Raw genomic sequence first — 24,954 nt, 5'->3', positions numbered from 1 at the left:
ATCCGCTCAAAGTCGGGGAAAGCTCCGGTGCCGACGGCACCGTGCCGATCCCGAGCCAAGCCCCCTCCGAAAGGTCGGGGAAGGTGTAGAGACTGGACGGGCGGCACCTGTCGGCTTCGGCCCATGGTGAAGGGACAGTCCAGACCACGAACGCCGGGCATATCGATAGCTCGGCGGCGGCGAAAGCCGAAGTGGGATGAATCCTGGGGCCGTGGGTTCGAATCCCGCCGCGGACACCATCTCCTCATTCTTTCCTAGCGCCGAACTCCCAGCCACCATGCCGCCAGCGCGGTGACCGCCGTGCCCAGGACGGCCCCGGCGACCACGTCGGAAGTCCAGTGCCGGTCGGCGTAGACTCGCCCGCCCGCCAGCACGCCGGCCGTCAGGAAGAGGCCCGCGCCGATGCGGCGGTCCCCGACCGTGCAGGCGATCGCCGTGGCGGCCGCGAAGGCGCTTCCCGCATGGCCGGAGGGGAAGGAGCGGGCACCCTCGGTGCCCCATTCGCCGGCATCGCCGCAGTCGCAGGGGCGGGAGCGGCACAGGTTGCGCTTGATCACTTCGGACACCAGCGCCGTCGCCACCACGCCGGTCACGCCGACCTTCCCGGCCCGCTTCATCGCCGGCAGGTCGCGATGGCTGCCCGCGGCCCAGCACAGGGCGAAGGCGGGGATCAGGACGTGGCGCTTGATGCCGTAGCGTCCCGCGATCTTGACCGCCTGGGCGACGGGTCCGGGGTCGTCGAGACAGAAGTTGCGGACGATCAGGTCAAGGCCAGCCACCCCGGTCGGTTCCGGGGAGCAGGCCTTGGCAACCAACGGCCGGCGGGCGATCATCGCCCGCGCCGTATGCCTCACCGGGCGGGGCAGCGGATAGGAACTTTCCATGCCGGACAGAACGCATTGCCTGCATTCCTTGTTCCTGGTCCGGCCCGCCGCCGGTCAGCGCCGGCCGCCGACCTCGTCCAGGTGCTTCAGCAGGTCGGCCGGGTCCTCGTAGACCCGGAAGGCTCCCGCCCTCTGGAGCTCGTCGGCGCCGTAGCCGCCGCACAGCAGGCCGACGCTCAGCGCGCGGGCGCGCTGGGCCGCCAGCGTGTCCCAGATGCTGTCGCCGACCACGATGGTGGACTGGATGTCGACGCCCAGCCGCTCCGCCGCGGTCAGGAACAGGTCCGGATCCGGCTTGGCATACTTGACCTGGTCGCGGGTCACGACCTTGATCTTCTCCAGGTCGATTCCAAGCACCTCCAGCGCGGGCGCCGCGGTCTCCATCCGGCCGCTGGTCGCGATCGTCCAGGGAATGCCGGAGTCCGTCAGGTGCGCCAGCAACTCCCGCGATCCCGGCAGGGCCCGCAGCCGGCCGGACTGCCGACGGTAGGCCTCGGCATGGCGCGCCCGCAGCCGGTCCAGCAGGTCCTGGTCGATGTCGAGCCCGGTTTCCCGGACCAGCATGTTGGTGAACAGCCCGCCGCTCATGCCGATCTTGCGGTGGATGCGCCAGGCCGACAGTTCGATCCCCTCGGCGTCCAGCGCTTCCTGCCATGCGAGCACATGCTGGTAGACGCTGTCGATCAGCGTGCCGTCCAGGTCGAACACGAAGGCGGTATCCATGTGTGCCATAGGGATCTCCTTGAATCGTCGGTGCCGGGGAAACACGTTTGTGGCTGGGCCGGTTGCTCTACCTTAGATATGTGGCGATAGGGGTACCAACCCTGCTCGATTGTCCGCGTCCGGGGCGAAACATAGGCTCGCGCTCGCCGTGCCCAGGGCCAGTGATCAGGGAATGCCAGTGATCAAGGAATGATTGAGACATGATCTTAGAAGGCGCCGAGATACCTTCCGGCGAAGTCATCGAGACCGAAATCTGCATCATCGGTGCCGGTGCCGCCGGCATCACGATGGCGCTGGAACTGACCGGTGCGCCCTTCCGGGTATCCATCATCGAGGCGGGCGGCTTCGAGTATCCGGAGAACGGGCAACCCAATTACGAGGGCACCCAGACCGGTATCGAGTATGCCGATCTGGACGCCTGCCGCCTGCGCTATTTCGGGGGCACGACGAACCATTGGGGCGGCTATTGCCGCAGCCTGGACCCGATCGATTTCGAAAAGCGCGACTGGATCCCGCACAGCGGCTGGCCGATCACCCTGGACGACGTCAAGGCCCACTATCCGCGCGCGGCCGAGATCATCGGCCTCAATCCCCATCTGTTCGACGGCGAGTACTGGTCCAAGGCGGCCGGCATGCCGATGCTGCCGTTCGATCCGAAGCGATTCCACACCGGCGCCACCCAGATCCACGCGACCCGCTTCGGCGAGGTCCACCGCGATGCCGTCAAGGCGTCGCCCAACGTCACCTGCTACCTCAATTGCAGCGTCGTCGACCTGGTGATCGGCGAGACCGAGGACCTGATCCGGGAAGTGACCGTCGTCAACGCGGCGGGCAACCGCTCCACCTTCCGCGCCCGCCATTTCGTGCTGGCCTGCGGCGGGATGGAAAACCCGCGGATGCTGCTGAACGCCAACAAGGTGCGTCCCAACGGCATCGGAAACGAGCACGACAACGTCGGCCGATTCTTCATGGAGCACCGGGTCGCCAGCCCCGGCATGATCCTGCTGTCGGACGGCTCGACCGACCTCGGTTTCTACCGCCGGAACACGGTGCCGAGCGGCGAATACATCGAAGGCTCGCTGCACCTCAGCGAGGAGACGATCCGCGCCGAGCGGATGTGCAACGCGCAGTTCAGCCTGGAACTCTACGACGGCATCCGCACCCAGGGCGACCGGTCGCTCGCCGCGATCCGCGACGGGCTGAAGAAGTTCATCTCGGGCGGCGGCTGGATGCGCGACTTCAACGTCCATGTCGGCAACATCATCTGCGACATCGACTATGTCGCGGGCAACCTCGCCCGCAGGGTCACGGGCGACACGGGCAACCTGGCGGTCTGGTTGCTGAAGATGGAGGTCGAGCAGGTCCCCAACCCCGACAGCCGCATCACCCTGACCGACCAGGTCGACGATCTTGGCCTGCGCCGGATCAACCTGCACTGGGCGACGCAGGAGATCGAGAAGCACAGCGTCGTCCGCTCCATGGAACTGATGGGCGAGGAACTGGGGCGTCTCGGCCTCGGCCGGATGCAGATCGCCATGGAGGAGGATCCCAACGTCTGGTCGCGCTTCGACACCTGGGGCTTCCACCATGCCGGCACGACCCGGATGAGCGCCGATCCGCGCGATGGCGTCGTCGATGCCGACTGCAGGGTCCATGGCGTCGGCAATCTCTACGTCGTCGGCAATTCGGTCTTCACGACGGTCGGCACCTCCAACCCGACCTTCACCATCACCGCGCTTTCCGTCCGGCTGGCCGGACACCTGAAGGGGCTGTTGACAGCATGAGCACCCGCATGAAGCTTACCCGCCGCACCGCCCTGGCCGGCTTCGCCGCCGTCACCGGGCTGGCCGCCGTGGCCCCGTCCCCGGCCGGCGCCTTCGCCCTGCCCGAAAGGGCGGGAGACCGCGATCTGGCCGACCGGGCGCTCCGGATGTTCTCCCGGCCGAACGACGCGCGCCGCGTCGGCTTCGCCTGCCAGGGCCATGCCGATCTGTGCCGGCCGCGCGAGGTGCTGGTCGACACGATCTTCGGCGCGGAGCGCGACCGCCTTGCCGGTTCTGCCGACGCCGAGATCCACGGCTGGCTGCGCGGCCGCATCCGGCGGGACTTCGCCGAGGGTCGGACGGTCAAGGTGGAAGGCTGGGTCCTGGCCGAGACCGAAGCCCGGCTCTACGCCCTCGCGGCCCAGGCCTGAACGATGGAGAGCCGGCGGTGATCAGTGCCATCTTCGCCCTGCTGTGCGGCGGGGCGGTCTTCGCGTATCTTTACAATGTCTGCGACTGCGGCTTCCAGCAGTCGCAGTGGATCTTCGTGATCGGCGCCAGCGTCGCCGTCGCCCTGGCAGTCTGGCTGCTGGGCCTGATCGCCGGCGCGATCGGCCGCCGCCTGGCCGGGCGCCGCTCCGCCTGAAGTCCGGGCCGGGGAAGCGGTCCTAACGATCCGGTGCCGCGACGCCCATCAGGGGTGTCGCGGCCAGCGGGCATCCGAAGCCGCCGCCCTGTTCCAGCGCGGCGGCCACGTCTTCCACCCGCTCCCGCTCCACGCACCAGACGGCGCCGCCGAACCGGCGCCGCCAGACCGGGAAGCCTGGGCTCAGGACCCCGTCGCGCACCATCGCGGCGGTATCGGCCCCGAGAGCCTCGACGGAATGGCACGGGCAGGTCCCCGCCTTGACCAGGATCAGCCGTTCCGCGCCGATCTCCACCGCGAGCCACGCCGCGAGGCTGTCCGAGGCCGCGTCCCAATCCTCGACCAGTTCCCGCCGCGTTTCCGCCAGGGACGACGGCAGCCAGACGCTGGCTTGCCCGGCGGCGGCGTTGGCCTTCATCTCCGCCGGGCCGGCCGCGATCCCGATCTCCGGGTGGATGCCATGCAGCAGCAGGGCGAAGCTGTCCATCGCCAGCAGCGTCATCCGTCGCACGACGGCGGGCTGCAGGCGCCACATGTCCTCGGCTTCCCGAACCGTATCGACGAAGGGGCCGCCGGTCGGCACGATGATCGTCGGGCGTACGGAACCGAGCCGCGCCGCCAGCGCTATCCAGTCGGCCGTGCCCACCCAATCGGCGAGGGTGCCGCCGACCTGGATCACGCAGGCGTCCTCCAGGGTCGGCAGGGCTTCTTTCGTCGGGATCAACCGGGGGTCCATGGCATGGGGTCCGATGGGCAAAGGGACGGAGAGAGAAGTCGCAAGGTCCAGGCGACCATCATTTAGGCGCCTGCACAAGGTTTGCCTGCCTTTTTGCGACAAACTTCATCCCTGGCCCGGTCCGCCGGCCGACTCTCCCGACCGGACAGGGCGTGCCGGATCAGGAGACGCCGAGATGATTCCTGACCGCCGCCAGGCCGTCCTTGCCATCCACGGTGGCGACGCCCTTGAGCCAGGTTTCCAGAACCGCGGGGTTGCTCTTCAGCCAAGCCGTCGCCGCGGCCTCCGGCGCCTGCTTGTCGTCGATGATCGACCTCATGATCTCGTTCTCCATGTTCAGGTCGAACACGAGGTTGTCGAGGAACTTGCCGACGTTCGGGCAGGTCTGCCGATAACCCGCCGGCACGTTGGTATAGACCGTCGCCCCGCCCAGGTCGGGCCCGAACCATTCGTCGCCGCCGGTCAGGTAGGTCATGTCGATCGACTTGTTCATCGGATGCGGTTCCCAGCCCAGGAAGACCGCCCAATCCTTGGACCGCTGCGCGCGCTTGATCTGGCTCAGCATGCCGGCCTCGCTGGACTCGACCAGCCGGAAGTCCTTCAGGCCGAAGGCATCGGCCTTGATCATGTTGTCGATGATCACGTTGCCGTCGTTGCCGGCCTCGATCCCGTAGATCCTGCCGTCGAGCTTGTCCTTGAATTTCGCGATGTCGGAGAAGTCGCGGAGACCGCCTTCGGCGGCATATGTCGGGACCGCCAGGGTGTATTTCGCGCCTTCAAGGTTGGCGCGCACGACCTCGATCGACCTGTCGTCGATATAGGGCCGGATGAAGGTCTCCATCGTCGGCATCCAGTTGCCCAGGAAGACGTCGATGTCCTTCTTCTTCAGACCCAGGAACACCACCGGCACCGACGCGATTTGGGTCGTGGTCTTGTAGCCCAGCCCCTGGAGCACGACCGATGCCGTTCCCGTGGTCGCGGCGATGTCGCTCCAGCCGACGTCGCCGAAGCGCACCGTCCTGCACTTGTCGGATTCCGCCGCGGCCGAGGGGCCGGGGGTGGCCGCCGTCAAGGCTACGGCCGATACCGTGAAGGCCAACGCCAGGGTGCGTGCGAGGGCGCCAAACTTCGGCGCGCGCGTGTAGGTCTGCATCAGGTAACTCCTGCAGTTCATGCCCGTGATGCCGAACACAGATAGCTTATTTTGATTGATCGTCCAATAAAAAAAAGCTAAGTTCCCCTTCGGATAAAACCAGAAGGTGAGGATCAACTCATGCCGAAAGTCGGTATGGAGCCAATACGCCGACAGCAGCTTATCGAGGCGACGATCACGTCGATCAGCCGGTACGGTTTCGCTGACGCGACCATATCACGGATCAGCAAGGAAGCGGGCGTTTCCACCGGCATCATACATCATTATTTCGGCAGCAAGGACGACCTTCTTGAGGCGACGATGCGAAATCTTCTGCAGCAGCTGCGCCAGGACGTGGTCGGGCGGCTGGCGGCGGCCTCCTCGCCGGAACAGCGGCTCGCCGCCATCATCGACGGCAACTTCGCGGCCAACCAGTTCGACCGCCCGGTGATCGTCGCCTGGCTCGCCTTCTGGGCCCAGGTCCCGCACGTGCCCGAACTGGCCCGGCTGCAGCGCGTCAACGCCCGGCGCCTGCGCTCCAACCTGCTCTACGACCTGCGGCGCCTGCTGCCGCCGGACCGTGCGGAGGAGGCCGCGACCGGCCTTGCCGCCCTGATCGACGGGCTGTGGCTGCGCGCCTCCCTGGAGGGCGTCGAGAAGTCCGATACGGCGCGGTCGATCGTGCGGAGCTATCTCGCGTCGCAGCTGGCGTGCGCCCCCGAGGCTTGAGCCGAAACGCGCGGTCCGGTTTGGCCGCGGATGGTCAAAGATCCTGGGGTCTGCTCTCGGTCCGGCTGACGACAAGCGCCGGGGCATGACCCGTTTCCGCTGATCTTCGCCCATCCGCGGCCAAGACCTTGGGCATGAGGTTCCCTTCAACGCCCATTTGTGTGGAGACGCCCCTCCCTGTGCGTCTCATTTTTTTGGTTGAACGTTCAATATAAAAACATTACATCGAAACGGATCGGAGCGGAACGAGCGGTATAAGCGGGACGGAGAGGGTGTCATGGCCAGGTTCGGGCAGCAGCGGCTTTACATTCATGGTCGTGCTTCGGCGGCCGAGGGCGGCGCCGCCTTCACGACGGTCAACCCGGCGACCGGCGAGGTGCTGGCCGAAGTGAACCAGGCCTCGGCCGCCGACATCGACCGTGCCGTCGCCAGCGCCCGCGAGGGCCAAAAGGCCTGGATGGAACTCTCCGCCATGCAGCGCTCGCGCATCCTGCGCCGTGCCGTCGAGATCCTGCGGGAGCGCAACGACGAACTCGCCGAACTGGAGACGCTGGATACCGGCAAGCCGCTGAGCGAGACCAGCGCCGTGGACATCGTGACCGGCGCCGACGTGCTGGAATACTACGCCGGGCTGGTTCCAGCGATCGAAGGGCAGCAGATCCCCCTGCGCGCCTCGTCCTTCGTCTATACCCGGCGGGAGCCGCTGGGCGTGGTCGCCGGCATCGGCGCCTGGAACTACCCGATCCAGATCGCCCTGTGGAAATCCGCTCCGGCGCTGGCCGCCGGCAACGCCATGATCTTCAAGCCGAGCGAGATCACCCCGCTGAGCGCCCTGAAGCTGGCGGAGATCTACACGGAAGCGGGCCTGCCCGACGGCCTGTTCAACGTCGTCCAGGGCGACGGCCGGGTGGGCGCGCTGCTGGCGGAGCATCCCGGCATCGAGAAGATCTCCTTCACCGGCGGCGTCGAGACCGGCCGCAAGGTGATGGCGACCGCCGGCGGCTCCACGCTGAAGGAAGTGACGATGGAACTGGGCGGCAAGTCGCCGCTGATCGTCTTCCCCGACGCCGACCTGGGCCGTGCCGCCGACATCGCGATGATGGCGAACTTCTACAGCTCCGGCCAGGTCTGCACCAACGGCACGCGGGTCTTCGTCCATTCCTCGGTGATGGCGGAGTTCCAGTCGCTGGTTCTGGAGCGCGTCGGGCGCATCCGGCTGGGCGATCCGCTCGACCCGCGGACCAATTTCGGCCCGCTGTCCAGCTTCGGCCACCTGGAGAAGGTGCTCCGCTACATCGACCAGGGCCGCAGGGAAGGCGCCAGGCTTCTCGCCGGCGGCAGCCGCGTCACCCGGGCGCCGTTCGACAAGGGCGCCTTCGTCGAGCCCACCGTCTTCGCCGACTGCCGCGACGACATGGCGATCGTGCGGGAGGAGATCTTCGGCCCGGTGATGAGTCTGCTGGGCTTCGACGACGAGGACGAGGTGGTCCGCCGGGCCAACGCCACCTCCTACGGCCTCGCCGCCGGGCTGGTGACCGAGAGCCTGAGCACCGCCCACCGCGTGATCCACCGGCTGGAAGCCGGCATCTGCTGGATCAACAGCTGGGGCGAGTCGCCGCCCGAGATGCCGGTCGGCGGCTACAAGCAATCGGGCATCGGCCGCGAGAACGGCCTCGGCACGCTCGAACACTATACCCGGATCAAGTCGGTCCAGGTCGAGCTGGGCGATTTCGCCTCCGTATTCTGATCTTCATTCCGATCTTCCGAACTTTCCGAAACGCCCCCGTCTTTCCAGGAGGGACTGAACGATGCCTACCATCCAGGAGTTCGACTACATCATCGTCGGCGCCGGCTCGGCCGGCAACGTGCTGGCCGCCCGCCTGACCGAGGATGAGGGAGTCAGCGTCCTGCTGCTGGAGGCCGGCGGACCGGACCACCGGATGGATTTCCGCACCCAGATGCCGGCGGCGCTGGCCTTCCCGCTCCAGGGGCGACGCTACAACTGGGCGTACCTGACCGAGCCCGAGCCCTTCATGAACAACCGGCGGATGGAATGCGGCCGGGGCAAGGGGCTGGGCGGCTCCTCGCTGATCAACGGCATGTGCTACATCCGCGGCAACGCGATGGACTACGACAACTGGGCGGAGCAGTTCGGCCTGGACGGCTGGGGCTACCGCGACTGCCTGCCCTATTTCCGCAAGGCGGAGAGGCGCGACATCGGCCCGAACGAATACCATGGCGGCGACGGCCCGGTCAGCGTGGCGACGCCGAAGACCCGCAACAACCCGCTCTACCACGCCATGATCGAAGCGGGGGTGCAGGCGGGATATCCGCACACAGACGACCTGAACGGCTACCAACAGGAAGGCTTCGGTCCGATGGACCGGACCGTGACGCCGCAGGGCCGCCGGGCCAGCACCGCGCGCGGCTATCTGGACATGGCCAAGGGCAGGCCGGGCCTGACCATCGTCACCCACGCGCTGAGCGAGCGGGTACTGTTCGACGGCAAGCGGGCCGTCGGCGTGTCGTACCTGCGCAAGGACGAGACGGTCACGGCGCATGCCCGCCGCGAGGTCCTGGTCTGCGCCGGCGCCATCGCCTCGCCGGCCCTGCTGCAGCGCTCAGGCCTCGGTCCCGCCGACCTGCTGCGCGACCTCGGCGTATCGCCGGTGGCGGAGATCCCGGGCGTCGGCGCCAACCTCCAGGACCACCTGGAAATGTACCTGCAGTACGAGTGCACCCAGCCGGTGTCGCTCTATCCCGCCTTGAAATGGTGGAACCAGCCGGCCATCGGGGCGGAGTGGCTGTTCATGGGCACCGGCACCGGGGCCAGCAACCAGTTCGAGGCCGGCGGCTTCATCCGTTCGGACGAGAGCTTCGCGTGGCCGAACATCCAGTACCACTTCCTTCCCGTGGCGATAAACTACAACGGGACCAATGCCGTGAATGCCCACGGCTTCCAGGCCCATGTCGGCTCCATGAGGTCGCCCAGCCGGGGCCGCATCCAGGCGAAGTCGCGCGACCCGCGCGAGGCGCCGAGCATCCTGTTCAACTACATGTCCACCGCCCAGGACTGGCGGGAGTTCCGCGACGCGATCCGGATCACCCGCGAGATCATGGCGCAGCCGGCGCTGGACCCCTATCGCGGGCGGGAGATCAGCCCCGGCGTGGATTTCCAGTCCGACGCCGAACTGGACGAGTTCGTCCGGCAGCATGGCGAGACCGCCTATCACCCGTCCTGCTCGTGCCGGATGGGCACCGACGACATGGCCGTGGTGGACGGGCAGGGCAGGGTCCACGGGGTGGACGGGCTCCGCGTGATCGACGCCTCGATCATGCCGCAGATCACCACGGGGAACCTGAACGCGCCGACCATCATGATGGCGGAGAAGCTGGCCGACGTGATCCGGGGCCGGGACGCCCTGCCGCGCGCCGACGTGCCCTACTATGTCGCCGGTGACGCGCCGGCCCGGCAGCCGGTTCCGGCCGGAGGAGCGGTTTCCGGCTACCGTTCCGCCGGGTGACGCCAATGCTTCGGGGCGGTTCGGCAAACCCTTTGGGGTTATCCAAGCAACGTCCCTTGCCTTAGTGATGCCCACAAGATGAAGTCATAATCTGCATAGATCCGTGAACCACATGTCCTGAGAGGTCTCTCCAGTCATGGGCCATACCGTGAGCACGCCTGAGACGGTGGGGTTTCTGCTGATTCCCCGGTTCTCTATGATCGCGTTCACGGCGGCCCTGGAGCCTCTCAGGCTCGCCAACCATATCAGCGGCCGCGAGCTCTATCGCTGGGTGCTGCTCTCCCCCGACGGAACATCGGGAGAGGCCAGCTGCGGCTTGCGCATCGCGGTGGACCACGGGATCGAGGCGGCGCCCCACATCCCCGCCATCGTCCTGTGCAGCGGCATCGACGGCCACTGGTACGAGGACCGCGCCGTGCTGTCCTGGCTGCGGCGGCGGGCGGCGCAGGGGGTGGAGTTCGGCTCCCTCTGCACGGCCAGCCACATCCTCGCCCGGGCCGGCCTGCTCAACGGCTACCGCTGCACGATCCACTGGGAGAACCTGGCCGGCTTCTCGGAAACCTATCCGGAGATCGAGGCGACCGGCGAGCTGTTCACCGTCGACCGCAACCGCTTCACCTGCGCCGGCGGGACGGCGGCGATGGACATGATGCTCCACCGCATCGCGCGGACCCACGGCGAAAAGCTGGCCGTGGCGATCGCCGAACAGCTCCTGCACGACAAGATCCGCCAGGGCTCCGTCCGCCAGCGGGAGGCGATCCAGCCCGATCCCGCCATCGAACGGCAGGAACTGGCCGCCGCCGTCAAGCTGATGCTGGAGAACATCGAGGAACCGCTGGACCTGCTGACCCTGTCCAGCCGGCTGGGCCAGTCCCGGCGCAACGTCGAGCGGCTGTTCCGCAAGTTCATGAACTGCTCTCCCGCGCGCTATTATCTAGGGTTGCGGCTCCAGCGGGCGCGCCAGCTTCTGTGCCAAACCCGCATGTCGGTCATGGAGGTGGCGATCAGCTGCGGCTTCGTCTCGGCGACGCATTTCAGCAAATGCTACCGCGACTATTTCGGCGTCGCGCCCAGGGCCGACCAGAGCAGCCACCGCGTCCGCCCCCTGGTCGAGCCGACCCGCCAGCCCGCGGTGGCGAAATGAGCCGCACCGGCCTTTCCGTCGGGTTCGTCCTGACCAACAACTTCACGCTGACGGCGCTGTCGACATTCATGGACGCGCTGCGGCTGGCCGCCGACGACGGCGACGGCAGCCGGCAGATCCGGTGCCGCTGGACCATCATGGGCTCCTCGCCCGAACCGGTCAGGTCGAGCTGCGGCATCCCAGTCGCCCGCTGGGAAGCGTTCCAGGACCCGCGCCAATTCGACTACATCGTGGTGGTCGGAGGGTTGCTCCACGCCGGTCCGCAGCTGGACCCGCAGGCGGTGGATTACCTGCGCGCCGCCGGCGCCCAAGGCGTCGGTCTGGTCGGGGTCTGCACCGGCAGCTTCGTGCTCAGCCGCGCCGGACTGATGCGCAACCGGCGCTGCTGCGTGAGTTGGTACCATCACCGCGACTACCTGGAGGAGTTCCCCGACCATCAGCCGGTGGCCGAGCAGCTCTATGTCGTGGACCGCGACCGCATCACCTGTGCCGGCGGCGCGGGCGTCGCCGACCTCGCCGCCTTCCTGATCGAGCGGCACCTGGGCTCCGCCTGCGCCCAGAAGACGATGCATATCATGCTGATCGACAAGGCCCGCCCGCCCGGCCAGTCGCAGCCCCAGCCGCCGACGGCATCGGCGGAGGGGGCTGCCGCCGTCGTCAACGACCGGGTCCGCCGCGCGCTGCTTCTGATGGAGCAGAACCTGAGCGATCCGCTGACGGTCGAGCAGATCGCCCGCCGCCTGAACGTCAGCACCCGCCAGTTCGAACGGCTGTTCCGCGATGCGACGGCGATGAGCCCGACCGGCTTCTACCGCCTGCTGCGCCTGCGTTACGGCCACTGGCTGCTGCGCAACTCCGCCCGGTCGGTGACCGAGATCGCCCAGGAAACAGGATTCGCCGACTGCGCCCACTTCTCCCGCCAGTTCCGCGAAGTCTACGGCGTCAGCCCGAGCGAGCTGCGGCGGGACGGGCCGGCCCCGGAGCCGGCCGTGCTGGCGGAGGGACTGCGGGCGGTGACGGCGCTTGCGCTGGACCGCGACCTGGTGCCGCCGGACCGGCGCTTGTTCGAGTGACGGCGGCCGTCAGCCTTCAAGTATGGGAGGCTCTATTTTTTGGGCCACAGATGCACGCAGACAAACACAGATAGTTCTTTTGGGCCAAAGGCGCGCTACCAGATTGATACTCATCTGTGTTTATCTGCGTGCATCTGCGGCCAAATTTATGGCTTCGTTTCGCGGATCGTCGGCAACATCATCAGTAATGATAACGGCACTGGGCGATGATCAATGTCTCGTCATCGCCGTTACCAAAGTTTCGGTATACCAAGCGGTGTTCCAAGGTGATCCGCCGAGACCACCACCCCGCCCAATCCCCTCTCAATGGCTCAGGTTTCCCAACGCCATCGAAGGGCGTTCGCAAGGTGCTCTTGATCAACTCGTTGATCCTGCGGGCCGTCTTGCGATCGTTCTCCTGCCACCATGTATAATCTTCCCAAGCAGCGTCGGTCCAGGCGAGTCTCGTCAATCCGGCTCACCATCGCCGGTGCGAAGGTCGGTTTCCGCCTCGTCGTCCACCTCTATCAATCCCCGTTCGCTTACCCGGCCAGCTTTGGCGTCCTCCATGGACTCGATGAGCCGAAGGGCGTTGCGAGGCGACTTGATCAGGTGGAGAGTTGCCGCCATGCTCTCGTACTCATCCTGGCTGATCATCACGACAGGGCGCGCATTCTGCCGTGTGACGACGAGGGGCGCATTGCTGTCGCATACTTCATCCATGTACCGGGCCAGATTTTGCCGAAGTTCAGTATAGCTGACGTGTCCCATCGCTCCAGTCTCCGCCACGTTGCTGTACAGATTTATGTACAATGGTGATCGCTGTCAATAACATCCTGCCGATGCGTTCGCGGACCAGTATTCATCTCTGTCCATCTGCGTAATCTGTGGCCAAGAAAAGCAGGGACGCTGCCAACCCGGTAACCTGCCGGCCGGCACGCTACCGCCGCAGCATCTCCCGGCTTGCCAGCAGCGCCCCGCCGACGATCAGCGCGCAGGCAGCCCACACGGTCCAGTGACCCTCGGCCAATCCGAAGGTGATCATCAGCAGCGTCGAGATCAGCGGCGCCCCGTAGGACAAGGCCCCCAGCGCCCGGATGTCGCCGCGCTTGACGCCATGGTCCCAGGCGAAGAAGGCGGCGCCCACCGGGCCGATGCCCAACCCGATCAGGGCGGCCCAGCCGACCGCGTCGTCCGGCCACACCGTCGCCTCCCAGGCCAGATGGCACGCGAGCGCCAGCACCGCCGTCGCCAGGCAGAAGCCCGCGACCGCATCCGTCGGCACCTGTCCGAAGCGCCGGTTCAGCAGCGAATAGGTCGTCCAGATCAGGGCGCTGCCCAGCGCCGCGACATAGCCCGGCAGATACTCGGTGCGGACCGACAATCCGCCGCCCCGGGTTACCAGCAACGCCGTCCCCGCCAGGCCGGCGAAGGCCCCGGCGATGTGCCACCAGCGCAGGCGCTCGCCCGGCAGCAAAGCCGAGAACAGCACGATGAACAACGGCCACAGGTAGTTGATCAGGTTGGCCTCGACCGGCGGGGCCGACTTCAGCGACAGGAAATACAGGAAGTGGAAGCCGAACAGGCCGCCGACGCTCAAGGCCCAGGCGGCAGCCGGCTGGCGCATGGCCCGCACGGGGCTTCGGCCGCCCGCCAGGGTGCCGCAGATCCCCGTCAGTCCCCCGATCGCGAAGGCGACGGCCACCGTCTGGAACGGCGGCAGCGCGCCGGTCAGCGCCGTGAGCGGAGCCAGCAGGGCCCACATCAGGATCGCGGATATGCCGATCAGCGTGGCGCGGCCGGCGGCGGAGCGCCCGGGGGCCGTGACGGGGGAGGACGTGCTCATTGTAGATTTCTGACGTGTCGGGACGGGGGCGTGTCGCTTCCGTTATGCCGAATCGGCTGCTGCATTCTAGCAGCCGGCGGCGATTCCGCGATAGCGTTGGCCCACGGTACAGGGTGAGGCTGGCATGGCGAAATACTCGATTTTCTCCCTCGTGAAGAACGCGGCGTCGCACCATCAGAATTGGGATCGCGCCTGGCGCGACAACCGGCCTAAGGCCGACGGCTACGACGTCGTGATCATCGGCGGCGGCGGGCACGGGCTGGCGACGGCCTATTACCTCGCCAAGGAGCACGGCATCACCAACGTCGCGGTGATCGAGCGGAGCTGGCTGGGCGGCGGCAATACCGGCCGCAACACCACCATCATCCGGTCCAACTACCTGTGGGACGAGAGCGCCGCCCTCTACGAGAAGTCGCTCCAGCTCTACGAGGGCCTGAGCCAGGAGCTGAACTACAACATCATGTTCAGCCAGCGCGGCGTGCTCAACCTCGCCCATAACCTGGGCGACGTGCGCGAGGGCATGCGCCGGGTGAACGCGCTGCGGCTCAACGGCATCGACAGCGAGTGGCTGACGGCCGAGCAGGTGAAGGAATTCTGCCCGATCATCAACATCTCCAAGGATGTCCGCTATCCGATCATGGGCGGCACCCTGCAGCGCCGCGCCGGCACCGCCCGCCACGACGCGGTCGCCTGGGGCTTCGCGCGGGCCGCCAGCGCCCGGGGCGTCGACATCATCCAGAACTGCGAGGTCACCGGCATCCGCCGCGAGAACGGCAAGGTGGTCGGCGTCGAGACCTCCATGGGCTTCGTCAAGGCGCGCAAGGTCGGCATCGTCGCCGCCGGCCATTCCAGCGTGGTGGCGGGCATGGCCGACCTGCGGCTGCCGGTGGAGAGCCATCCGCTCCAGGCGCTGGTGTCGGAGCCGGTCAAGCCGGTGATCGACTGCGTCGTGATGTCCAACACGGTCCACGTCTATGTCAGCCAGTCGGACAAGGGCGAGCTGGTCATGGGCGCCGGCATCGACGCCTATACCGGCTATGGCCAGCGCGGCAGCTTCCACGTGATCGAGCACCAGATGGGAGCGCTTCTGGAACTGTTCCCGATCTTCAGCCGGCTGCGCATGCTGCGCCAGTGGGGCGGCATCGTCGATGTCTGCCCCGACGCCAGCCCGATCATCTCCAAGACGCCGGTCGAGAACCTGTTCATCAACTGCGGCTGGGGAACCGGCGGCTTCAAGGCGACGCCGGGGTCCGGCTTCGTCTTCGCGCATACCATCGCGCGGGGCGAGCCGCACGCGCTGAACGCCGCCTTCGGGCTGGAGCGATTCACCACCGGCCATCTCATCGATGAGCACGGCGCCGCCGCCGTCGCCCACTGAGCCCTGTCTGAGGAACCCGCCATGCTTCTGATCAATTGCCCCTGGTGCGGCCCGCGCGACGAGACCGAGTTCGGCTACGGCGGCGAAGCCCACCGCGCACGCCCGGCCGATCCCTCCGCCCTGTCCGATGCCGAATGGGCCGAGTTCCTGTTCATGCGCACCAACCCCAAGGGCGCCCACCGCGAACGCTGGGTCCACAGCCACGGCTGCCGCCGCTGGTTCAACGTCGAGCGCCATACCGTGACCAACCGGATCCTGCGGGTCTATCCGATCGGCGGCACCGATGCCGTCGCGGAGCAGTCCGACGAACCGATGGTCGAGACGAAGGAACCCAGGCAGGGGAGCGGGTCATGACCAACGGCGCTTTCCGGACTTCTTCCGGCGGCCGGATCGACCGGGGGCGGCCCGTCACCTTCACCTTCAACGGCCGCCGCCACACCGGCTACGAGGGCGACACGCTGGCCTCGGCCCTGCTCGCCAACGGCGTCCATCTCGTCGGGCGCAGCTTCAAGTACCACCGCCCGCGCGGCATCCTGTCCGCCGGGTCGGAGGAGCCGAACGCGCTGATCCAGCTGGAGCGCGGCGGCCGGACCGAACCGAACCTGCGGGCGACCCAGATCGAGATCTACGAGGGCCTGGTCGCCGGAAGCCAGAACGCCTGGCCGTCGGTCGAGACCGACGTGGGCGCCATCAACAACGTGCTGTCCAAGGTCTTCGTCGCCGGCTTCTACTACAAGACCTTCATGCATCCGCAGAGCTTCTGGATGAAGGTCTACGAGCCGGTGATCCGCCGGGCGGCGGGCCTGGGCAAGGCGCCTGCCGAGCCCGATCCCGACTTCTACGACAAGATGCATGTCCATGCCGACGTGCTGGTCGCCGGCGCGGGCCCGTCCGGCCTGATGGCGGCGCTGGCCGCCGCCCGGACGGGAGCGCGCGTCATCCTGGCGGACGAGCAGAACGAGTTCGGCGGTTCGCTGCTCGGCACCCATGAGACCATCGACGGCCGTCCGGCCGCCGACTGGGTCCGCGACGCGGTCGCGGAGCTGAAGGGCTTCCCCGAGGTGCGCCTTCTGCCGCGCACCACCGTGACCGGCTATTACGACCACAATTACCTGATCCTGGCGGAGCGTCGGACCGACCACCTGCCGCGCGGCTCGGCGCCCGGGATCTCCCGCCAGCGGCTCTGGAAGGTCCGCGCGAAGCAGGTTGTGCTGGCGACCGGGGCGCACGAGCGCCCGCTGGTCTTCGCCGACAACGACCGTCCCGGCGTCATGCTGGCGGGCGCCGCCCGGACCTATGTCAACCGCTTCGGAACCCTGCCGGGCCGCAGCGCCGTGGTGTTGACCAACAACGACAGCGCCTACGCCGCCGCCCTCGACATGCATGACGTCGGCATCGGGATCGCCGCGATCGTCGATCTGCGCACCCAGGCCGGCGGCCCGCTGGCGGCGGAGGCGAAGCGGCGCGGCATGCGCATCCTGGCGAACACGGCGATCACCGCGACCCATGGGTCCAAGCGGGTGACCGGCGTCGACGTCATGACGATGAACGGTCCCGGCGAAGGCGTGATCGGCGCCCCGACGCGGATCGAGTGCGACCTCGTCGCCATGTCGGGCGGCTGGAACCCGGCGGTCCACCTGTTCTCGCAATCGACCGGCAAGCTGCGCTACGACGATGCGCTGGCCTGCTTCGTTCCGGGCGTGTCGGTCCAGGCCGAGAGGTCGGCGGGTTCCTGCAAGGGCACCTTCGACCTGCCCGGCTGCCTTGCGGAGGGCGCCGCCGCCGGCGCGGAGGCGGCGCGGGCCGCCGGCCACGGCGACGGCACGGCCCCGGCGGTTCCCCAGGCGGCTTCGGTGCCGCAGCAGCCGATCCGGCCGCTCTGGATCGTGCCGACCACGGCCCCGGTCGGCCATGGCAAGGCCAAGCACTTCGTCGATTTCCAGAACGACGTGTCCGCCGCCGACGTGCTGCTGGCGTCCCGCGAGGGGTACCAGTCGGTCGAGCATCTCAAGCGCTATACCACCACGGGGATGGGCACCGACCAGGGCAAGACCTCCAACGTCAACGCCCTGGCGATCCTGGCGAAGTCGCTGGCCTCGCCGATCCCGCAGGTCGGCACCACCACCTTCCGCCCGCCCTATACGCCGACCACCTACGGCGTGCTGGCCGGCCGCGACGTGGGCGAACTGGCCGACGCGGCGCGCGTCACGCCGATGCAGTCCTGGCACGTCGCCCACGGCGCCGCGTTCGAGGATGTCGGCCAGTGGAAGCGGCCCTGGTACTTCCCGCGGGGCGGGGAGGACATGCATGCCGCCGTCCGGCGCGAGTGCCGCGCCGTGCGCAACGCGGTCGGCGTGCTCGACGCCTCGACCCTGGGCAAGATCGACATCCAGGGTCCCGACGCGGCCCAACTGCTGAACCGCGTCTACACCAACGCCTTCCTGAAGCTGGAGGTGGGCCGCTGCCGCTACGGCGTGATGTGCAAGGAGGACGGGATGGTGATGGACGACGGCGTGACCACGCGCCTCGGCCCCAACCATTTCCTGATGACCACCACCACCGGCAACGCCGCCAAGGTTCTTGACTGGCTGGAGGACTATATCCAGACCGAATGGCCGGACCTGCGCGTGTTCCTGACTTCCGTCACCGAGCACTGGGCGACGGCTTCCATCGCCGGCCCGAAGGCCCGCGAGGTGCTGGCCGAACTGGCGCCCGGGCTGGACCTGGGCGCCGAGGCGTTCCCCTTCATGTCCTACCGCGAGGCGGCGGTGGCGGGCGTGCCGGCCCGGATCTTCCGCATCAGCTTCACCGGGGAGCTTTCGTACGAGATCAACGTGCCGGCCCAGCACGGCCTGCATCTCTGGGAAGAGATCATGCGGGTCGGCGAAAAGCACGGCATCACGCCCTACGGCACCGAGACGATGCACGTGCTGCGCGCCGAGAAGGGCTACATCATCGTCGGGCAGGAGACGGACGCGACGGTGACGCCCCAGGACCTCGGCATGGGCTGGGTGGTGTCCAAGCAGAAGGCCGATTTCATCGGCAAGAGGTCCTTCACCCGCGAGGATACGGCGCGGAGCGACCGCAAGCAGCTGGTCGGCCTCCTGACCGAAGACCCGAACGAAGTATTGCCAGAGGGGGCGCAGCTGACCGCCACCGCCGACGGCCATCCGCCGGTCGCGATGCTGGGCCACGTGACGTCGAGCTATTTCAGCGACACGCTGGGCCGCTCGATCGCGCTGGCGCTGGTCTCCGACGGCTTCAACCGGATGGACCAGCACGTCTACGCGCCGCTGGAGGGCGGCAAGACCGTCAAGTGCGCCGTCACCAAGCCCGTGTTCTACGATCCCGAGGGAGTGCGTCTCCATGGCTGACACCCTGCTCCGGCGCGGCGGCGCCGAGCGCTTCGCCCAGGCCGTCGCGGCGCTGGCCGGCGGTTCCGGTCTCCGGCTTGCTGAACTGACGCCGCCCGGCCAGATCAACCTGCGCGGGCGGCCGTCCGATCCCAGGTTCGTCCGCACGGTCGGCGCCGTGCTCGGCTGCGTGTTGCCGCTCAGCGCCAATACGGTGACCTCGGCCGCCGACGTGACCGTGCTTTGGCTGGGGCCGGACGAGTGGCTGCTGGTGACCCCGCCGGGCGACGAAGCCGCGCTGATCGACCGGCTGCGCGAGGCCCTGGGCGACCTTCATGCCGCCGTCACCGACGTGACCGGCAACCGCACCCGCCTGCGCCTTTCCGGCCCCGGCGCCCGCGAGACGCTGATGAAAGGATGCAGCCTCGACCTGCATCCGGCCAGCTTCAAGCCGGGGCAGTGCGCCCAGACGCTGCTCGCCCGCGCCGGCATCATCCTGCACCAGATCGACGACGCGCCCACCTACGACGTCTATCCCCGCCGGTCCTTCACCGAATACACCTGGATGTGGCTGAGCGACGCCATGGCGGAGTACCGGCGCTAACGGCTTTCTCACATCCAACGGGGGTGGTCATGTCGGTCAGCGTGTTCGACATCTTCAAGATCGGCATCGGGCCGTCCAGCTCCCACACCGTCGGACCGATGAAGGCCGCCGCCGCCTTCATCCGGGCGCTGGATGAACGGGGCGGGCTCACCGCAATTCATCGCGTCACGGCGGAACTGTTCGGCTCGCTGGCGCTGACCGGCGTCGGCCACGGCACCGATCGGGCCGTGCTGCTGGGCCTGTCCGGAGCCGAACCCGAAACCATCGATCCCGATCTGATCCCCAGTATCCTGGAAGGCATCGGAGCAGGACGCCGGATAACCCTGGGGGAACGGCATGAGATCGGCTTCGACCCCGAGACAGACCTGACGCTTCGCCGCGACGAAACCCTCCCGGGCCATCCCAACGGCATGCGCTTCACGGCGCTGGATGCCGACGGAACGGTGCTGGACACCCGGATCTTCTACTCTATCGGCGGCGGATTCGTCGTGACGGAGGAGGAGATGTTCCGCAACGAGCGCGTGGCCGATGCGCCTCCGGTGCCCTACGATTTCGTGAGCGGCAGCCAGATGCTGGAGGCGGCCCGCGCCTCCGGCCTGTCGATCGCCGACATGATGCGGGCCAACGAGCGGGTCCGGCGGACCGATGCCGAGATCGACGCCGGCCTGCGCCGCATCTGGGATGCCATGCAGGCCTGCGTCGCCCGCGGACTGACGCAGGAAGGAAAGCTGCCGGGCGGCCTGGATGTCCGCCGCCGCGCCGCGGCGTTGCACCGCGAGCTGAACGGCAGGGCGGAGGCGTCGCTCCGCGATCCCATGGCGATCATGGACTGGGTCAGCCTCTACGCCATCGCCGTCAACGAGGAGAACGCGGCGGGCGGGCGCGTCGTCACGGCGCCGACCAACGGGGCGGCCGGCCTGATCCCGGCGGTGCTTCACTACTACGACCGCTTCTGCTTCGGCCGCAGCGAGCAGGGCGTCTTCACCTTCCTGCTGACGGCCGGCGCCATCGGCGGGCTGTACAAGCGCAACGCCTCAATCTCCGGGGCGGAGGTCGGATGCCAGGGGGAGGTCGGCGTCGCCTGCTCCATGGCGGCGGCCGGCCTTGCCGCCGCCCAGGGCGGTACGCCGGAGCAGGTCGAGAACGCGGCCGAGATCGGAATGGAGCACAATCTGGGCCTGACCTGCGATCCCATCGGCGGCCTCGTCCAGATCCCCTGCATCGAGCGCAACGCGATCGGGGCCACCAAGGCGATCAACGCCGCGCGTCTGGCGTTGCGCAGCGACGGCCAGCATCATGTCTCGCTCGACAAGGTGATCCGCACCATGCGCGAGACCGGCGCCGACATGCAGACGAAATACAAGGAAACCTCGCTTGGCGGCCTCGCCGTCAACTTTATCGAATGCTGAAGGGCATCGAATGCTGAAGGGCTTTGACATGTCGCACTCCATCGAACGGTTCTTCACCGCCCGCCTCGCCGATAGCGATTCCGAACTGGCGTCCTCCCTTGCCCGGGAACTGCACCGGCAGCAGGACCAGATCGAGCTGATCGCGTCGGAGAACATCGTCTCTTCCGCCGTGCTGGAGGCCCAGGGCTCCGTCCTGACCAACAAGTACGCGGAGGGCTATCCCGGCCGCCGCTACTACGGCGGCTGCGAGTTCGTCGACGTCGCCGAGCAGCTCGCGATCGACCGGGCCAAGGCGCTGTTCGGCTGCTCCTATGCGAACGTCCAGCCCCACTCGGGCGCGCAGGCCAACCAGGCGGTCTTCATGGCGCTGCTCCAGCCGGGCGACACCATCCTCGGCATGTCGCTGGCGGCGGGCGGACACCTGACCCACGGCGCCTCGGTCAACCAGTCCGGCAAATGGTTCAACGCGGTGCAGTACGGCGTCCGGCGCGACGACGCGCGGATCGACTACGGCCAGGTCCGCGACCTCGCGCGCGAGCACAGGCCGAAGCTGATCGTCGCCGGCGGCTCGGCCTATCCCCGGGTGATCGACTTCGCGGCGTTCCGCGCCATCGCCGACGAGGTCGGGGCATACCTGATGGTGGACATGGCCCACTATGCCGGCCTGATCGCGGGCGGCGTCTATCCCAATCCGGTTCCGCACGCCCACGTCACCACCACGACGACGCACAAGACGCTCCGGGGTCCGCGCGGAGGCATGGTGCTGTCGAACGACGCTGACCTGGGCAAGAAGATCAACTCCGCCGTGTTCCCGGGATTGCAGGGCGGTCCGCTGATGCATGTGATCGCCGCGAAGGCGGTGTCGTTCGGCGAGGCGCTTCGGCCGGACTTCAGGAGCTATGCCCGCTCGGTCGTCGACAATGCCCGCGCGCTGGCCTCGCGGCTGGTCGAGGGCGGGGTCGATATCGTGTCGGGCGGAACCGACAGCCACATCGTGCTGGTCGACCTGCGGCCCAAGGGCCTGACCGGCAAGGCGGCTGAAGCGAGCCTGGAGCGCGCCGGGATGACCTGCAACAAGAACGGCATCCCGTTCGACCCGGAAAAGCCGATGGTGACCTCCGGCGTGCGCCTCGGCACCCCGGCCGCCACGACGCGGGGCTTCGGCACGGCGGAGTTCACCCAGGTCGGCGAGATGATCACCCAGGTGCTCGATGGGCTGGCCGCCGCCGGCGGCTCCGGCGACAACGCCGCCGTGGAAGCCCAGGTCCGGGAAAAGGTGCAGGCCCTGTGCGCCCGCTTCCCGATTTATTCCGGAGTGCCCTTGGCGGCTGCCGCGGAGTGAAACCCGGCGGCGCGGAAGGGTCCGCGCCGCCACTCTTCAATGAAGATCGTTGAAGACCGCGTCGAGCGTCGGCGCGTCGAAAATGGTTTCGGCCCAACGGTCCAGATCGTCCATCGACGCCGCCCGCACCCGTTGGGCCACCTCCTCCGGCACCGCTCCGAAGCGTTGGCCGAGTTGCCGGAGCAACACCTCGGCCTTACCCCTGTCCTCGCCCTTGGCTTCGCCCAGGATGACGCCCTCGGCGCGGGCCTCGGCCATGACTTCGCGAAGCGCGTTCGACATGATCATTTCACTCTCCTCCGGCACGATGCGGCCCAAGATCGTCCTCAAGTGCTGGCGGTCCAGGGTCTCCGCCGCGCTGAACAGGTATCTGACCACCGACACGATCACCGCCAAGCCCGCTTCCGCCCCCACCGTCAGCAGCCGCTCCAGCGTCTCCGGCGGATCGGCGTCGCGGCCGGCACGCCATAGGCGTTCCGACGCCGGGTCGGCAGAGACCACGGCCGCGTCCCAGGATGGCTGCCGGTTGCCGCAAAAGGAGTATCGGACACCTTGTCGCAACTTGACGGAAAATTGTCGCGCTAGGGCAGGTGCCCCTGCCGCCGCCAGCGAATTCTTGGGACTGTCACAATGATGGGGAACCGAGGTCAAATGTCTCCCGTCGAAGCGCTTCTCCGCCCCTTGAAAATCAAGCACCTGACCATCCGCAACCGGGTGATGAGCACGTCGCACGCGCCATCCTACGGTTCGGACGGCAAGCCCAAGGAGCGCTACCAGCTCTATCACGAGGAGAAGGCGAAAGGCGGCATCGGGCTGACCATGTTCGGCGGCTCGTCGTCGGTGGCGCTCGACAGCCCGGCGGCCCCGTGGAACCAGATCTCGGTCGCCGACGACAGCGTCGTGCCGTTCTTCCGGGAGTTCTCCGACCGCGTCCATGCCCACGGCGCGGCGCTGATGGTCCAGCTCACCCATATGGGCCGGCGGACCAAGTGGGACACCGAGAACTGGCTGCCGACCGTGTCGGCCTCGCCCAGGCGGGAGGCGGCCAGCCGGACCATCCCGAAGGAGATGGAGGACACCGATATCCGGCGCATCGTCGCCGACTACGCCGCCGCGGCGCGCCGCTGCAAGGAGGGCGGGCTCGACGGGTTCGAGCTGTCGGCCGCCCATGGCCACCTGATCGACCAGTTCTGGAGCCCCTCGGTCAACAGGCGCACCGACAGGTACGGCGGCAGCCTGGAGAACCGCATGCGCTTCGGCATCGAGGTTCTGGAGGCCTGCCGGGAGGCGGTCGGCGACGACTACGTCATCGGCATCCGCATGTCCGGCGACGAGCTGATCGACGACGGCCTGACCCACGAGGACTGCGTCGCCATCGCGCGCACCTATGCGGAGCGCGGGCTGATCGACTTCGCCAACATCCTGGGCGGGCAGGCGCGGGACCATCTGGCCCACGCGATCGTGCTGCCCAACATGTCGTTCCCGGTGGCACCCTTCCTGTTCCTCCCCAGCGCCATCAAGCGCGAGGTGGACATCCCCGTCTTCCACGCCCAGCGGGTGACCGACCTGAACACCGCCGGCCGCGCCGTGGCCGAGGGGCACGTGGACATGGTCGCCATGACCCGCGCCCACATCGCCGACCCGCATCTCGTGCGGAAGCTGATGGAAGGGCGGATGGACGATATCCGGCAATGCGTCGGCGCCGGCTACTGCATCGACCGGATCTATGCCGGAGGCGACGCCTTGTGCATCCAGAACGCCGCCACCGGCCGCGAGCGGACGATGCCGCACGTCATCCCCAAGGCCGACGCGAAGAAGCGCGTCGTCGTCGTCGGCGGCGGACCCGGCGGGCTGGAGGCGGCCCGGGTCTGCGCCGAGCGCGGCCATTCCGTCGTGCTGTTCGAGAAGAACGCAGCGACCGGAGGCCAGATCACCATCGCCGCCAAGGCGACCTGGCGGGAGGCCCTGACCGGCATCACCCGCTGGCTGACCCAGCAGGCGACCAGTCTCGGCACCGACATGCGGCTGGGCGTCGAGGCGACCCCCGCCCTGATCGAGGCGGAGAACCCCGACGTGATCATCCTGGCGACCGGCGGCCATCCCAGCCGGGGCGACGTCAAGGGCGCCGAGCTGGCCGTCACCACCTGGGACATGCTGTCCGGCACGGTGGAGCCCGCCGACAACATCCTGCTGTACGACGGCACCGGCCAGCACCACGCCCCGTCCTGCGCCGAGTTCCTGGCGAAACGGGGCGCCCTGGTGGAGATCGCGACCCAGGACCGCATGATCGCGGAGGAGGTCGGGGCCACCAACCAGCCGATCCACCTGCGCGAGCTGTACAAGCTGGGCGTCGTCATGTCGCCCAACCTCCAGCTCACCGAGATCTACCGGGAAGGCAACAAGCTGGTCGCCGTGCTGCGCAACGAGTTCACCCACGAGGAGGAGGAGCGGCTGGTCGATCAGGTCGTGGTCGAGTTCGGCACCCTGCCCAACGAGAGCCTGTATTTCGACCTGAAGGAGCGCTCGGTCAACCGGGGCGAGCTGGACCTGCGGGCCCTGGTCGAGGGCCGGCCGCAACCCCATCGGAGCAACGGGCACGCGGTCCTGTACCGCATCGGCGACGGCGTCGCCGGGCGCAACATCCATGCGGCGATCTACGACGCCGCCCGCCTGTGCAAGGACCTGTGAG

General features: G+C 67.9%; 23 protein-coding genes. 15 read left to right on the top strand and 8 right to left on the bottom strand.

What is annotated here, in order from left to right; translation table 11 throughout:
- Positions 1-254 precede the first annotated feature (254 nt).
- Together IGS68_RS24885 and IGS68_RS24880 are read right to left on the bottom strand one after the other, a co-directional pair.
- Positions 255-779, bottom strand: a complete 525-nt coding sequence (locus tag IGS68_RS24885) for a phosphatase PAP2 family protein (protein ID WP_201075158.1) — start codon at positions 777-779, stop codon at positions 255-257.
- 159 nt (positions 780-938) lie between these two features.
- Complete coding sequence (locus IGS68_RS24880; RefSeq protein WP_201075153.1) at positions 939-1,616, bottom strand: HAD family hydrolase; 678 nt, start codon at positions 1,614-1,616, stop codon at positions 939-941.
- 191 nt (positions 1,617-1,807) lie between these two features.
- On the opposite strand from IGS68_RS24880, the gene IGS68_RS24875 reads away from it, so the two are divergent.
- From IGS68_RS24875 to IGS68_RS24865, 3 genes are read left to right on the top strand one after another with little or no spacing between them, the layout of a single operon-like run.
- Positions 1,808-3,391 carry an FAD-dependent oxidoreductase gene (locus IGS68_RS24875; protein ID WP_201075151.1) on the top strand — a complete coding sequence of 528 codons (1,584 nt, stop codon included), beginning with the start codon at positions 1,808-1,810 and terminating at the stop codon, positions 3,389-3,391.
- An 8-nt stretch (positions 3,392-3,399) separates the two neighbouring features.
- Entirely contained in the window at positions 3,400-3,801 is a 402-nt protein-coding gene (locus IGS68_RS24870; RefSeq protein ID WP_201075149.1) for a hypothetical protein, read from the top strand.
- 17 nt (positions 3,802-3,818) lie between these two features.
- The gene (locus IGS68_RS24865) at positions 3,819-4,016 is read left to right on the top strand and encodes a hypothetical protein (RefSeq protein ID WP_201075147.1); all 198 of its coding nucleotides are present in this window, start codon (positions 3,819-3,821) and stop codon (positions 4,014-4,016) included.
- Between the two features lie 22 nt (positions 4,017-4,038).
- Here IGS68_RS24865 and IGS68_RS24860 read toward each other — a convergent pair whose 3' ends face one another.
- Both IGS68_RS24860 and IGS68_RS24855 read right to left on the bottom strand, forming a co-directional pair.
- A complete protein-coding gene (locus IGS68_RS24860) occupies positions 4,039-4,740 on the bottom strand; it encodes an amino acid kinase family protein (RefSeq protein WP_201075145.1) in 702 nt (233 codons plus the stop codon).
- A 172-nt stretch (positions 4,741-4,912) separates the two neighbouring features.
- Positions 4,913-5,905 carry a choline ABC transporter substrate-binding protein gene (locus tag IGS68_RS24855; protein WP_201075143.1) on the bottom strand — a complete coding sequence of 331 codons (993 nt, stop codon included), beginning with the start codon at positions 5,903-5,905 and terminating at the stop codon, positions 4,913-4,915.
- 120 nt (positions 5,906-6,025) lie between these two features.
- On the opposite strand from IGS68_RS24855, the gene betI reads away from it, so the two are divergent.
- From betI to IGS68_RS24830, 5 genes are all read left to right on the top strand, one after another.
- On the top strand, positions 6,026-6,613 hold the full coding sequence (betI, locus tag IGS68_RS24850; protein ID WP_201075142.1) for a transcriptional regulator BetI: 588 nt from the start codon (positions 6,026-6,028) through the stop codon (positions 6,611-6,613).
- Between the two features lie 277 nt (positions 6,614-6,890).
- Positions 6,891-8,360, top strand: coding sequence for a betaine-aldehyde dehydrogenase (gene betB / locus IGS68_RS24845; protein ID WP_201075134.1), 1,470 nt, complete (start codon positions 6,891-6,893; stop codon positions 8,358-8,360).
- Positions 8,361-8,421: 61 nt separating this feature from the next.
- Positions 8,422-10,137 (top strand): choline dehydrogenase, encoded by a 1,716-nt coding sequence (betA, locus tag IGS68_RS24840; protein ID WP_201075131.1) that lies wholly within the window; start codon positions 8,422-8,424, stop codon positions 10,135-10,137.
- 196 nt (positions 10,138-10,333) lie between these two features.
- Positions 10,334-11,281, top strand: a complete 948-nt coding sequence (locus tag IGS68_RS24835) for a GlxA family transcriptional regulator (protein WP_247881067.1) — start codon at positions 10,334-10,336, stop codon at positions 11,279-11,281.
- Entirely contained in the window at positions 11,278-12,354 is a 1,077-nt protein-coding gene (locus IGS68_RS24830; protein ID WP_201075121.1) for a GlxA family transcriptional regulator, read from the top strand. The genes IGS68_RS24835 and IGS68_RS24830 overlap by 4 nt, the downstream gene beginning before the upstream one ends.
- Positions 12,355-12,535: 181 nt before the next feature.
- Here the strand turns inward: IGS68_RS24830 and IGS68_RS24825 are convergent, their stop codons facing one another.
- From IGS68_RS24825 to yddG, 3 genes are all read right to left on the bottom strand, one after another.
- Positions 12,536-12,805, bottom strand: coding sequence for a Txe/YoeB family addiction module toxin (locus tag IGS68_RS24825; RefSeq protein WP_201075119.1), 270 nt, complete (start codon positions 12,803-12,805; stop codon positions 12,536-12,538).
- Entirely contained in the window at positions 12,802-13,104 is a 303-nt protein-coding gene (locus IGS68_RS24820; RefSeq protein ID WP_201075117.1) for a type II toxin-antitoxin system Phd/YefM family antitoxin, read from the bottom strand. The genes IGS68_RS24825 and IGS68_RS24820 overlap by 4 nt, the downstream gene beginning before the upstream one ends.
- Positions 13,105-13,273: 169 nt before the next feature.
- A complete protein-coding gene (yddG, locus tag IGS68_RS24815) occupies positions 13,274-14,179 on the bottom strand; it encodes an aromatic amino acid exporter YddG (protein ID WP_201075115.1) in 906 nt (301 codons plus the stop codon).
- 124 nt (positions 14,180-14,303) lie between these two features.
- Here yddG and IGS68_RS24810 point away from each other — a divergent pair, with 124 nt between their 5' ends.
- The 6 genes from IGS68_RS24810 to glyA are packed head-to-tail and all read left to right on the top strand — an operon-like array spanning position 14,304 to position 22,265.
- Entirely contained in the window at positions 14,304-15,557 is a 1,254-nt protein-coding gene (locus IGS68_RS24810; protein ID WP_201075114.1) for a sarcosine oxidase subunit beta family protein, read from the top strand.
- Between the two features lie 21 nt (positions 15,558-15,578).
- Positions 15,579-15,911 carry a sarcosine oxidase subunit delta gene (locus IGS68_RS24805; RefSeq protein ID WP_201075112.1) on the top strand — a complete coding sequence of 111 codons (333 nt, stop codon included), beginning with the start codon at positions 15,579-15,581 and terminating at the stop codon, positions 15,909-15,911.
- Entirely contained in the window at positions 15,908-18,931 is a 3,024-nt protein-coding gene (locus tag IGS68_RS24800) for a sarcosine oxidase subunit alpha (RefSeq protein WP_201075110.1), read from the top strand. The genes IGS68_RS24805 and IGS68_RS24800 overlap by 4 nt, the downstream gene beginning before the upstream one ends.
- Positions 18,924-19,514, top strand: coding sequence for a sarcosine oxidase subunit gamma (locus IGS68_RS24795; RefSeq protein ID WP_201075107.1), 591 nt, complete (start codon positions 18,924-18,926; stop codon positions 19,512-19,514). The genes IGS68_RS24800 and IGS68_RS24795 overlap by 8 nt, the downstream gene beginning before the upstream one ends.
- Positions 19,515-19,543: 29 nt before the next feature.
- Entirely contained in the window at positions 19,544-20,923 is a 1,380-nt protein-coding gene (locus tag IGS68_RS24790; protein WP_201075105.1) for an L-serine ammonia-lyase, read from the top strand.
- A gap of 28 nt (positions 20,924-20,951) precedes the next feature.
- Entirely contained in the window at positions 20,952-22,265 is a 1,314-nt protein-coding gene (gene glyA / locus IGS68_RS24785; RefSeq protein ID WP_201081660.1) for a serine hydroxymethyltransferase, read from the top strand.
- 36 nt (positions 22,266-22,301) lie between these two features.
- Here the strand turns inward: glyA and IGS68_RS24780 are convergent, their stop codons facing one another.
- Positions 22,302-22,766, bottom strand: coding sequence for a DUF4351 domain-containing protein (locus IGS68_RS24780; RefSeq protein ID WP_201075097.1), 465 nt, complete (start codon positions 22,764-22,766; stop codon positions 22,302-22,304).
- A gap of 150 nt (positions 22,767-22,916) precedes the next feature.
- Between IGS68_RS24780 and IGS68_RS24775 the strand changes: the two genes are divergently transcribed.
- Positions 22,917-24,953, top strand: coding sequence for an NADH:flavin oxidoreductase (locus tag IGS68_RS24775; protein ID WP_201075096.1), 2,037 nt, complete (start codon positions 22,917-22,919; stop codon positions 24,951-24,953).
- Position 24,954 lies beyond the last annotated feature (1 nt).

This window comes from Skermanella sp. TT6, from assembly GCF_016653635.2.
Taxonomy (GTDB): Bacteria; Pseudomonadota; Alphaproteobacteria; order Azospirillales; family Azospirillaceae; genus Skermanella; species Skermanella cutis.
Note: the sequence above shows the minus strand (reverse complement) of the source record. Positions and strands in the feature narration are given on the sequence as shown.

Excerpts from the sequence above, each read along its gene's own strand:
- glyA (WP_201081660.1), top strand. The coding sequence starts at position 20,952 with ATGTCGCACTCCATCGAACGGTTCTTCACCGCCCGCCTCGCCGATAGC.
- IGS68_RS24775 (WP_201075096.1), top strand. The coding sequence starts at position 22,917 with ATGTCTCCCGTCGAAGCGCTTCTCCGCCCCTTGAAAATCAAGCACCTG.
- IGS68_RS24810 (WP_201075114.1), top strand. The coding sequence starts at position 14,304 with ATGGCGAAATACTCGATTTTCTCCCTCGTGAAGAACGCGGCGTCGCAC.
- betI (WP_201075142.1), top strand. The coding sequence starts at position 6,026 with ATGCCGAAAGTCGGTATGGAGCCAATACGCCGACAGCAGCTTATCGAG.
- betA (WP_201075131.1), top strand. The coding sequence starts at position 8,422 with ATGCCTACCATCCAGGAGTTCGACTACATCATCGTCGGCGCCGGCTCG.
- IGS68_RS24830 (WP_201075121.1), top strand. The coding sequence starts at position 11,278 with ATGAGCCGCACCGGCCTTTCCGTCGGGTTCGTCCTGACCAACAACTTC.
- IGS68_RS24790 (WP_201075105.1), top strand. The coding sequence starts at position 19,544 with ATGTCGGTCAGCGTGTTCGACATCTTCAAGATCGGCATCGGGCCGTCC.
- yddG (WP_201075115.1), bottom strand. The coding sequence starts at position 14,179 with ATGAGCACGTCCTCCCCCGTCACGGCCCCCGGGCGCTCCGCCGCCGGC.
- IGS68_RS24805 (WP_201075112.1), top strand. The coding sequence starts at position 15,579 with ATGCTTCTGATCAATTGCCCCTGGTGCGGCCCGCGCGACGAGACCGAG.
- IGS68_RS24800 (WP_201075110.1), top strand. The coding sequence starts at position 15,908 with ATGACCAACGGCGCTTTCCGGACTTCTTCCGGCGGCCGGATCGACCGG.
- IGS68_RS24820 (WP_201075117.1), bottom strand. The coding sequence starts at position 13,104 with ATGGGACACGTCAGCTATACTGAACTTCGGCAAAATCTGGCCCGGTAC.
- IGS68_RS24835 (WP_247881067.1), top strand. The coding sequence starts at position 10,334 with ATGATCGCGTTCACGGCGGCCCTGGAGCCTCTCAGGCTCGCCAACCAT.
- betB (WP_201075134.1), top strand. The coding sequence starts at position 6,891 with ATGGCCAGGTTCGGGCAGCAGCGGCTTTACATTCATGGTCGTGCTTCG.
- IGS68_RS24875 (WP_201075151.1), top strand. The coding sequence starts at position 1,808 with ATGATCTTAGAAGGCGCCGAGATACCTTCCGGCGAAGTCATCGAGACC.
- IGS68_RS24795 (WP_201075107.1), top strand. The coding sequence starts at position 18,924 with ATGGCTGACACCCTGCTCCGGCGCGGCGGCGCCGAGCGCTTCGCCCAG.
- IGS68_RS24870 (WP_201075149.1), top strand. The coding sequence starts at position 3,400 with ATGAAGCTTACCCGCCGCACCGCCCTGGCCGGCTTCGCCGCCGTCACC.
- IGS68_RS24855 (WP_201075143.1), bottom strand. The coding sequence starts at position 5,905 with ATGCAGACCTACACGCGCGCGCCGAAGTTTGGCGCCCTCGCACGCACC.
- IGS68_RS24880 (WP_201075153.1), bottom strand. The coding sequence starts at position 1,616 with ATGGCACACATGGATACCGCCTTCGTGTTCGACCTGGACGGCACGCTG.